This window comes from Arthrobacter sp. H14 (genome assembly GCF_000520495.1).
Classification (GTDB): domain Bacteria; phylum Actinomycetota; class Actinomycetes; order Actinomycetales; family Micrococcaceae; genus Arthrobacter_C.
This window is the reverse complement of the sequence record NZ_AZRX01000434.1, coordinates 1-9,399: the sequence shown is the minus strand read 5'-3', so window position 1 is coordinate 9,399 and position 9,399 is coordinate 1. Positions and strand designations below refer to the sequence as shown.

Annotated in this window: 9 protein-coding genes and 2 tRNA genes; 1 reads left to right on the top strand and 10 read right to left on the bottom strand. The window is 62.8% G+C overall.

Annotation, left to right across the window (positions count from 1 at the left end):
• Positions 1–819 (bottom strand): GTPase (locus Y707_RS0100770; RefSeq protein ID WP_026533702.1); only part of this gene is annotated, 819 nt, incomplete at its 3' end.
• Entirely contained in the window at positions 816–2,609 is a 1,794-nt protein-coding gene (locus Y707_RS0100765; protein WP_026533701.1) for a dynamin family protein, read from the bottom strand. The genes Y707_RS0100765 and Y707_RS0100770, both read right to left, overlap by 4 nt.
• A 93-nt stretch (positions 2,610–2,702) precedes the next feature.
• Here Y707_RS0100765 and Y707_RS0100760 point away from each other — a divergent pair, with 93 nt between their 5' ends.
• Entirely contained in the window at positions 2,703–2,918 is a 216-nt protein-coding gene (locus Y707_RS0100760; RefSeq protein ID WP_155852618.1) for a hypothetical protein, read from the top strand.
• Positions 2,919–2,996: 78 nt separating this feature from the next.
• Here Y707_RS0100760 and Y707_RS0100755 read toward each other — a convergent pair.
• The 8 genes from Y707_RS0100755 to Y707_RS33350 all read right to left on the bottom strand — a co-directional run bounded on the left by Y707_RS0100755 (position 2,997) and on the right by Y707_RS33350 (position 9,147).
• Positions 2,997–3,069, bottom strand: a tRNA-Glu gene (locus Y707_RS0100755).
• Between the two features lie 109 nt (positions 3,070–3,178).
• Positions 3,179–3,250: transfer RNA gene (locus Y707_RS0100750), tRNA-Gln, on the bottom strand.
• Between the two features lie 142 nt (positions 3,251–3,392).
• Positions 3,393–4,184: an HAD family hydrolase gene (locus Y707_RS22295; RefSeq protein WP_051441495.1), complete on the bottom strand. Its 792-nt coding sequence runs from the start codon at positions 4,182–4,184 to the stop codon at positions 3,393–3,395.
• 24 nt (positions 4,185–4,208) lie between these two features.
• On the bottom strand, positions 4,209–5,753 hold the full coding sequence (gene gltX, locus Y707_RS0100740) for a glutamate--tRNA ligase (RefSeq protein WP_026533699.1): 1,545 nt from the start codon (positions 5,751–5,753) through the stop codon (positions 4,209–4,211).
• Positions 5,754–5,781: 28 nt separating this feature from the next.
• Positions 5,782–7,548 carry an SLC13 family permease gene (locus tag Y707_RS0100735; RefSeq protein WP_026533698.1) on the bottom strand — a complete coding sequence of 589 codons (1,767 nt, stop codon included), beginning with the start codon at positions 7,546–7,548 and terminating at the stop codon, positions 5,782–5,784.
• 24 nt (positions 7,549–7,572) lie between these two features.
• Positions 7,573–8,349 carry a fumarylacetoacetate hydrolase family protein gene (locus Y707_RS0100730; RefSeq protein ID WP_026533697.1) on the bottom strand — a complete coding sequence of 259 codons (777 nt, stop codon included), beginning with the start codon at positions 8,347–8,349 and terminating at the stop codon, positions 7,573–7,575.
• A gap of 40 nt (positions 8,350–8,389) precedes the next feature.
• Positions 8,390–8,968 carry a PIN domain-containing protein gene (locus Y707_RS0100725; RefSeq protein ID WP_081744533.1) on the bottom strand — a complete coding sequence of 193 codons (579 nt, stop codon included), beginning with the start codon at positions 8,966–8,968 and terminating at the stop codon, positions 8,390–8,392.
• Positions 8,860–9,147, bottom strand: coding sequence for a FitA-like ribbon-helix-helix domain-containing protein (locus Y707_RS33350; RefSeq protein ID WP_051441494.1), 288 nt, complete (start codon positions 9,145–9,147; stop codon positions 8,860–8,862). The genes Y707_RS0100725 and Y707_RS33350 overlap by 109 nt, the downstream gene beginning before the upstream one ends.
• Positions 9,148–9,399 lie beyond the last annotated feature (252 nt).

Below are 9,399 nucleotides of genomic sequence, written 5' to 3'. Positions count from 1 at the left end.
CTCGCGACGGGCCGCAACCTGCTGGATTTTCCCCCGCAGCACGTCGATGCCGGTACCGGTCACCGCAGAAACCGGGTGCACTTCGGCGTCAACAAGGCCGTCCTGGGCGAGCAGGCCACGCAGGGATTTCACCACCGGCTCGACCTCCCGCTCCTGGAGCCGGTCCACCTGGTTCAACACCACCAGCGTGACGGCGCCGTGCGAGGCGAGCGGACGCAGGAAGCCGTAGTGGACCGCGGCGTCAGCGTACTTTTGCGGATCGAGGACCCAGACGAGCACGTCTACCTGTCCTGCCATTTTCTCGACGATCTTCCGGTGCTCCAGGGCGGTGGAGTCGAAGTCAGGCAGGTCCAGCAGAATCAGGTCATGAGTGCCATCTGTCGCTCCCCCTCCGCGGCCGTCGTCGTGGCCGCCATTGTCCTGGCCGCCCGTTGCAGCGCTGCTCTCCCCCACGCCGTCGTCCATGTGTTGCCGGTTGTTGACGTTGAGCCAGTCCAGCAATGGCTCGCTGCCCTCGATTCCCCATACTCCCGCCAGCGGCTCGGAGGTGGTGGGCCGGCGTGCCGCGACGGTGGCGACGCTGCTTCCGGTGACGGCGTTGAACAGTGACGATTTGCCGCTGCCGGTGGCCCCGAAGAACCCGACGACGGTGTGCCCGGCGGACAGCGAACGGCGCGACGTGGCGCGCTCAAGGACGTCATAGACCTCTGCCAACGGGGCAACCGAAAGCCGCCCTTCGGCCAATTGACGCGCTTCATCCAGGGCCGACAGCCGCTCGCTGAGATCCGAGCTTTCGGCCTTTTTGCGGTGCCGGCTCATGCACGCTCCCCCAGTTTCTGCAGTGCGGCGGCGTAGCGGTCCAGATTCTTATCCGAACCGGCTTGCAAAACATCGAGCCGGGTGAGGAAACGCTGGGATTCGCTGGTCAGGATCGATTCGCACCGGACTTTCAAGTTCTTCCTTGCGCGTTCGGCCAGCCGGCGGACGGCGTCCTCACCAAAGATGGCTTCCAATAGTTTTTGCCCGACGACGGCGGAGCCACCGGCGATGCCGACCTCCAGTCCTGTCAGCCCGGCTGTGGAGGCAAAGACGACGATCATCAGGGCGACGCCGAGGCCGTTAACGCCGAAGGACAGCATCCGCGCCCGGAAACGTTTGTCCTGGCCCTCGGTGCGGATGAGTTCCATCAGGTCCGACTGCCAACCGCGGATTTCCACGGCGACCCGTTCCGGCAGATCCTTGCTGGTCCGCGCCAGGTCGTCCCCGCCGAGCAGCTGTCGACCCGCCGGGTCCGAACGCCAGCGCTGGTCCGCGTGCTCGGCTGCCTTGGCGGCCTCGTCCACGATCACTGCCTGCAATCCGGATTCGATGGCGGATTCCACCTTCACAGCCGGGGCGGGTTTACCGGTCATGAACGCGCCGATCCGGTCACGGAGCCGTCCGACGTTGGACTCAACTGCCCGGAAGAATTCACCCGTCCCAACAAAGTCCTGCCACCGGGCGAGCACTTCGCCGCGCAAAAGAGTCCCGTCTTTGGTGGAGTCGAGCACCCTGATCGCGGCATCGTCGTACGCGTTCTTTACATCCGCTGCCAGCCGCTCACCGGCACGCTGCTGCGCCACCTCCGCCTTGGCGATGTCCGAAATCCGCCGGCCCAGCGCCTTCACCGCGCCGTTCAACGTGCGGCGGGCAATTTCCGCTCGCGAAGTGGCATCCGCGGCGATCTCCTCCAGCCAGTCCCGGATGGGCAGCACCAGGTCGGCCGGGAGCATGCCCAGCTCGTCCAGCGGCGATTCGGGGATCACGAAAACCTTCGCCCCGCCGAGCCCCTGCCGCTCCAGCAGTCCACGCAGGTCGGCCTCAACCTCGTCGCCAACTCCCTCCGGCACCCGGTCCAGCACGACCGCGACGGTGATATCCCGTGCGGCCGCTTCGAGCAGCAGTTTCCACGGGACGGCGTCGGCATAGCGGTTGGCGGTGGTGACGAACAGCCACAAATCCGCCGCCGCGAGTAATTGGCCGGCAAGTCTGCGGTTGTCGTCGGAAATGGAATCGATATCCGGCGCGTCCAGCACCGCAACACCGCGGGGTACGACGTCGTCGCCGAGCATCACCAGCGACGTCACCGCGCCCGGCTCCGGCTCGGCACCGGCCGTATCCCCTGTGCCCACCGCCGCCGCGGGACGTTGCGGGCCTGAGGGGTCAACGACGCTGGCGGTAATCCGGCTGAGATTGGGCAGCACGCGCTGGTCGGCGAACCAGCTCCGGTCCTCGGGGTGGTGCAGCAGGATCGGCTGGCGCGTAGTTGGGCGGATGGCACCGGCACGCGTGACGGGATGCCCGACCAGCGCGTTGACCAGGGTGGATTTCCCGGCACCGGTGGAACCGCCGACGACGGCGAGCAGCGGTGCGTCCAGGCTGCGGTAGCGCGGAAGAACATAGTCGTCGAGTTGAGCGAGGGCATTGCCGACGTAGAGCCGGGCGGCAGCCGCGCCGGGCAGCTCGAGGGGAAGCGCCGCTGTTTCCAGCGCCCGCCGGACGGATTCAAGCAAAGCGACGGGATCGCCATTCGGGTTCAGCGGCGGTGCATCGCCCGTTTCAGATCTCACATTATCTATTCTGCCAGCCAACCCGCCGGTTGACCGTGAGGCAGGTCCGTTTTACCCCTTATCGATTCGGTCCGGTCCGTCTATGCTAAGCACATGGCTGAAATACGGTTACATGAGTTGCCCCGGGAGTACGCGAAATTCCTGGCAAAATTGGATCCGGAAATGCAGGAGGCGCTTTATCCGGTCTTCGAGCAGTCCGTTGCCGAAGGCGAACATGGCGTGCTGATCCGGGGTCCGCTGCACGAAACGCAGGCGATGGTGTCCGACGATATTCCGTTCGGAAAGATACGGGACATCCAGGTTCATTAGCGCTGCTTCATTAGCGCTGCCGCCCGGGCAAGAAGAAAGCCCCCGGTCTGCGTGATGCAGTCCGGAGGCTTCCAGCTGTGACCCCAGCGGGATTCGAACCCGCGTTACCGCCGTGAGAGGGCAGCGTACTAGGCCGCTATACGATGGGGCCGTACTTTGTTTTGCTCAACAAGCTAGATGAGTATTGCACATAATTTGTTGCCTGCGCCAATCCAGTGGCGCCTGCCATATTCGACCGAAACTCCGGTCGAAATGAAGCGCTGGGGTACCAGGACTCGAACCTAGAATGTTGGTACCAGAAACCAGTGTGTTGCCAATTACACCATACCCCAATGGCACTTTCCGTCTCGGTAAACAGGACAAATCCCGCTCCTCCGCACGCTCAAGCGCCGACAGATAACTTTACCCGATCAACTGCAGTGGTTCAAAACCGCTGACAGAAGGGTGAATTCACCATGCCTTGCGCTTCGAAATTCACGATGCCTTGTATCCCGAATTCACTAGGCCGAGCATAGCCGGGATCTCATCGAGCGAGCCAATCGTTGGGCCGTCGAATTCGCGATCGTCGGGCCCCGGCGTGCCGACCACCCCAGGCCGGCTCAGCCACACACCCACCAGCCCTGCCGCCGTCGAACCTTCAGCATCAACCAGAAGGTTATCCCCGACATACATGGTCCGGGCTGGTTCCGTGCCAAGCTGGCGCGCGCCCTCGTGGAAGATCTGCGGATCCGGCTTCGGGCAATCGACCGTGTCCGTTCCGACCAGCGCTTCGACCCGTTGCAGTCCGGCCTTGTCGAGCTTTATCCGCTGGTACGCCTCGACGTTGTTGCTCACCGCGCCGTAGGCAATCCCGGCCGCCTCCAGCGCGTCAAGGAGAGTCGCGACGTCGTCGAACGCAACAAAGTGGATGGGCAGCGTCTTTTCATACGCCCTGTTCCAGACAAACAGCGATTCGTCGTCGAGCAGGCTGCCGTGGACGCTTTTGTGGGCGTGACGGATCCGCTGCAGCCGCTGCTCGACGAAACTAAGTTCTCCCGAGAGGAAACGGTCATAGTGGCCGAGCGGGTCCTTCGAGTAGAGATGTGTGTACTCGATCCACTGCTCTTCGCTCAGTCCAGGCGCGTGCTCCGCGCTGGCGTGGCGGACGGTTTTGTCCATCGCCGTCTTGAGGTCGACGAGAGTGTCGTCGATGTCGAACAGGACGCCGTCGATATCGACAGTGGCGCCATCGATCCTGGAATGGCCGCCGTTGGTATTCGTACTCATGTGATCCTTCATGTCGTCGTCCCGCTACTGCGTTGCGGATTCGTTCCGGGCAGCGGATTCGTCGCGGAAAGCCCGGATCCGGGCCAGTGAGGAGTCCTTGCCCAGGATGACCATGGATTCGAACAGCGGCGGCGAAATGCGCTGGCCGGACACACCTGTGCGGATCGGCCCGAATGCCTTGCGCGGCTTAATGCCCAGCTGGTCCACGAGCGCGCTCCGCAGCGCTTCCTGAATGGTCTCCGCGGTCCATAGCTGGATCGGTTTTAGGGCGGCGATGCCGGCGTCGAGCACCTCAGCCAGGTTCTCCGGCATTCCCTTGCGGGCGTCGTCGGCAATGACGATCTCTGGGTCGTCGGCGAAGAGGAAGCCGAGCATCTGCGGGGCCTCCCCCAGCAGGCCGATGCGTTCCTGGATCAGCGGCGCGGCTTCGGTCAGGATCTCCTCCTGGCGCGGGCTGAGCGCTTCACCGAGGATGCCGGCGTCCTGCAAATATGGGATCAGGCGGTTGCGGAAATCTTCGGCGTCGAGCATCCGGACATGAGTGCCGTTGATGGCCTCGGCCTTCTTGATGTCGAACCGGGCCGGGTTGCCGAGGACGTCGTGGATGTCGAACTTCTCCACGAGCGTCTCGACGGTGAAAATGTCCTCGTCGGCGGACAGCGACCAGCCGAGCAGCGACAGGTAGTTCAGCAGGCCCTCCGGGATGAACCCGCGCTCCCGGTGCAGGAACAGGTTCGACTCGGGATCGCGCTTGGAGAGCTTCTTGTTGCCGGCACCCATCACGTAAGGCAGGTGGCCGAACTGCGGGATGTACTGCGCGACGCCGATGTCCACCAGCGCCCGGTACAGCGCGATCTGCCGCGGCGTGGAGGAGAGCAGGTCCTCGCCACGCAGCACATGAGTGATGCCCATCAGCGCGTCGTCGACCGGATTGACCAGGGTGTAGAGCGGGGCTCCGTTGGCGCGGACGACGGCGAAGTCCGGCACCGTGCCTGCCTTGAAAGTGATTTCACCGCGGACCAGGTCGGTGAAGGTGACGTCCTCGTCCGGCATCCGCAGGCGGAGCACGGCCTCGCGGCCCTCCTTCTTGAAGGCCTCGATCTCGTCGTCAGTCAGGTTCCGGTCGTAGTTGTCGTAGCCGAGCTTCACGTCCCGGCCGGCGGCCTTATGCCGCTCCTCGACCTCTTCCGGGCTGGAGTAGGACTCGTAGATATGACCGGCCGCCTTGAGCTTGCCGATCACTTCCTGGTAGATGTCCGAGCGCTGCGACTGCCGGTACGGTTCGTGCGGCCCGCCGACCTCGACGCCTTCGTCCCAGTCAATGCCAAGCCACTTGAGTCCGTCCAGCAGCTGCTGGTAGCTCTCCTCGCTGTCGCGCGCGGCGTCGGTGTCTTCGATGCGGAAGATCAGCGTGCCCTTGGTATGCCGTGCATAGGCCCAGTTGAACAGCGCCGTCCGGATCAACCCGACATGGGGCGTGCCGGTTGGCGAGGGGCAAAACCGGACGCGCACGGGCGTATCTTCGGTGACGGTGGGCGTGACGGCAGAAGCGGAAGGAGAATTAGTCATGATGATGCCAGTCTAATGGAGCCGCGTTTCAGAAACTCCAGACCAGCGGCACGATTCCCAGCACGGTAATACCCATCAGGATGCTCAACGGTCCGCCGAGCCGGAAGTAATCGCTGAGCCGGTAGCCGCCAGGGCCCATCACCATCAGGTTGGTCTGGTACCCGATCGGTGTCATAAAGCTTGCCGAGGCGGCGAACATGATCGCAAGGACGAACGGCATGAAGCTCACGTCCAGCTGCTCCGCGACGGAAACGGCTATCGGGAACATCAATACCGCGGCGGCGTTGTTGCTGAGCAGCTCGGTGAAGACGACCGTCATGGCGTACACGAGCAGCAGACCAACCCACGGAGGAATTCCATCGCTGAACAGCAGCCAATTGGCGATCTGCTCGGCCGCTCCGGTCTTGGACATCGCGGCTCCGAGCGCGAACGACGACGCGATCACGATCAGTACCGACAGGTCGATGGAGCGCCGGGCCTTGCTGTACGGCATGCAGCGTATCGCCAGCATCGCCCCGGCCGCCAGGAACGCAGCGTGGAGAATACTGAGCAGGCCGACCGCGCTGACGACGACCATCGAGATCAGGATGCCGAGCGCCCACGGTGCGCGTTTGAAGTCCGGCGGAGTGGAATCCTGCAGGGCGCTGACGAGCAGGAAATCGCGGCGATAGCGGTATTGGTCCACGAAGTCCTGGCCGGTTTCCAGCAGCAGTGTATCGCCCAGCTCCAGCTCGATATCGCCAACTTTGCCGGGCAGCCGTTCGCCGTTCCGGGAGATCGACAGGATCACCGCCTGATAGCGGGAACGGAACCGGGATTCGCGCACGCTCTGGTTCAGGCCGGCGAAATCCGGACCGATCACCGCTTCGACAAGCTGGCGTTTGTGGTGGTCGATCTTAAGCTTGTGGACGTCGCCGTTGGCGGGAATCAGTCCCCGGATCCGGCGCAGTTCCCGGGCGCATTCCGGGGCGCCGATGAACATCAGCGTATCCCCCGCCTGCAGCTGAGTCTCGGGTGGTACGCCCGGCATCAGCTGACCGTCGCGTTCAATGTCGGCGAGGTAGCCGTGCTGCAGGCTGCGCAGGCCGGCCGAAGCGATGGTCTGGCGCACCAGCGGGCCACGGGGATCGACGTCGACCTCCACCGCGTATTCACGTGCCGAGCCGAACTGTTCCAGCACACTTTCGCGGTCCGGCAGGAGCTTATCGGCGAAGAAGTACAGGAAGGTGCCGCCCACAATGACCAGCGGAACGCCGACCCAGGCCATTTCGAACATCTGCAGCGAAACGTCCAACCGGCTCTGCAGCAGACCATCGACGACCAGGTTGGTGCTGGTGCCGATCAGCGTACAGGTGCCACCAACAATGGCCGCGTAGCTCAGGGGCAGCAACAACTTCGACGGCGGCAGCCGCAGTTTCCCGGCCCACTCCTGCACCGCGGGGATGAACATGGCCACCACCGTGGTGTTGTTCATGAACGCGCTGAGGCCCGACGCCGGTGCCAGCAGCCTCAACTGTGCCTGCTTCACGTTTTTGGGTTGGCCGAGCAGCCGGTTGGCGATCCACTGGACTGCGCCGGTTTCCTTCAGTCCCGTTGCCACGACGTAGAGCACCGCTATGGTGATCACGCCTGTGTTGGCGAAACCCGACAGCGCCTCCGACGGCGTGAGGACGCCGCTGACCATGAGCGTCACCATCGCGGCGACGAGAATGACGTCGGCCGCCAGTCTCGTGAGCGAGAGCGCGGCGAGTACGGCAACGACGACAGCGAGCGTCAGATATGCATCAAATCCCATGTGCGTGTATTGGCGGTGAGGTGATCAGCGGCGCACGGCAGGATTGGAGAGGGCGCCGATGCCTTCGATCTCGACCTCGTACCGCTGCCCGTCTGTGATCGTGCCTACGCCCGAAGGTGTGCCGGTGAGGATGACGTCGCCGGGCAGCAGGGTGAACGCCTGGGACACGTAAGCCACGAGCTCTTTCACGTCCCAGATCATCTGGCCGGTGTTGCCATCCTGCTTGAGCTCCTCGTCGAGGTAGCCTCGGATGGCCAGGTCCTCGGTATCGAGTTCCGTTTCGATCCAGGGACCGAGCGGGCAGGAGGTGTCGAAGCCTTTTGCCCGGGCCCACTGGTTGTCCGTCTTCTGGACGTCGCGGGCCGTGAGGTCATTTGCGCAGGTGTAGCCGAAGACGACTTCATCCACACGCTCGATCGGAACATCCTTGCAGATCCGGCCGATAACCACCGCAAGCTCTGCCTCGTAGGAAACTTCCTCACTGAAGGATGGCAGGGAGATGGGATCGCCCGGGCCGATGACCGACGTGTTCGGTTTCAGGAACATCAGCGGTGCCGGCGGGACCTCGTTGCCGAGTTCCTTCACATGATCGGCGTAGTTGCGGCCAATACCGACGACCTTGCTGCGCGGAATGATGGGCGCGAGCAGGCGGACATCCTCCAGTTTGTGGCGGACCGGGGTGACTTCGACCTTGCCGAAGAAGGGGTCGCCGTTGATGACGGCCACTTCCTCGCTGCCGGATTCGCCTTCCACAACGCCAAACATCGGATCGGAGTCCACAACAAAACGGGCTATACGCATGGGCTCAACAGTACCGGTGGGCGGTCAGTGAGTCGAAAACCTACCCCTCGAGCCGGACAAATTTCTCATCCGGTTCCTGCCGGCGCCCGTTGGTCCCAGCTCGGCGGACTCCCAATGGATTGCAAACGTCCACCCCCAACCGCTCGAATACTTCGCACCGTCGCGTCGCCAGCGTCTCCCTCTTGTGCAGAGCAATGGCTGCAACCTGCATATCAATCACGTGGAGATCGCCTTGTTGCCCATAAGCCATCATCAAATGCCCGAACACATCCGCAGCGTCTTCGTCGAACGGGATGACTCTGTAGGCGAAATCTTCCTCTCTAATCCGGCGGAATATCCGCTGCACGGTGGCACGCCGAATCTTTTCGTCAATCAGCTCAACGCCTGCCAGGATTTCCGCAACGGCAACAGCAGTGGTCGATGGCTGGATGGGCTGTTCATTCATCCATCGCTCGATCCGGTAGTCCAGCTGGCTCCGCATCATTTCAATCAGGATGTCTGTGTCGACGATCATCTCGCCCACCCTGCCGTTGACCGATGATCGTGGGTTCGCGGAAGTATGCGAACGTCCTCCATCGAACCAATCGCGAGGCAGCTCTGCATCCACGACTTCACCCATCCCGGTTCCTCGCCGCGCCTCACCCTCTTGGACGCTCCGTAGGCATATCCCTGTGTAAAGAATGCATTCCGGAGTGCCACGCGGATTTCAGCCTCCATCGAATTTCCGTTGGTTGCTGCCCGGAGGCGAATCTGCTGTTTCAGTTCGTCATCCACGTTGCGGATTGTCACCGATCCCATTGGCTGTCCCTTTCTTGAGAAGTGATTGCATTGCATGCACCCATACGACGAGTTCTAGCGGTCGTTGCAACGGCCCCTTAATTCGGGAGTTGCAACACCATTGGAAGCGTCATCAATTAATAGTTCTTTCTCTAAGGAAGAATCGTCCTCGAGGAAGAAAGCGGATCGACCGTCGGTGGCACTTGGGAAACGTCGGTATCGGTCTTACACAGCCGCTGAGAAGGATGGGTTCTTCGCGTTGCTGGACAGGCT

Bases quoted from the DNA above. Each gene is read 5' to 3' on its own strand.
- Y707_RS0100760 (WP_155852618.1), top strand. From the start codon at position 2,703: ATGGCTGAAATACGGTTACATGAGTTGCCCCGGGAGTACGCGAAATTC.
- Y707_RS22295 (WP_051441495.1), bottom strand. From the start codon at position 4,184: ATGAGTACGAATACCAACGGCGGCCATTCCAGGATCGATGGCGCCACT.
- gltX (WP_026533699.1), bottom strand. From the start codon at position 5,753: ATGACTAATTCTCCTTCCGCTTCTGCCGTCACGCCCACCGTCACCGAA.
- Y707_RS0100735 (WP_026533698.1), bottom strand. From the start codon at position 7,548: ATGGGATTTGATGCATATCTGACGCTCGCTGTCGTCGTTGCCGTACTC.
- Y707_RS0100730 (WP_026533697.1), bottom strand. From the start codon at position 8,349: ATGCGTATAGCCCGTTTTGTTGTGGACTCCGATCCGATGTTTGGCGTT.
- Y707_RS0100725 (WP_081744533.1), bottom strand. From the start codon at position 8,968: ATGGGTGAAGTCGTGGATGCAGAGCTGCCTCGCGATTGGTTCGATGGA.
- Y707_RS33350 (WP_051441494.1), bottom strand. From the start codon at position 9,147: ATGGGATCGGTGACAATCCGCAACGTGGATGACGAACTGAAACAGCAG.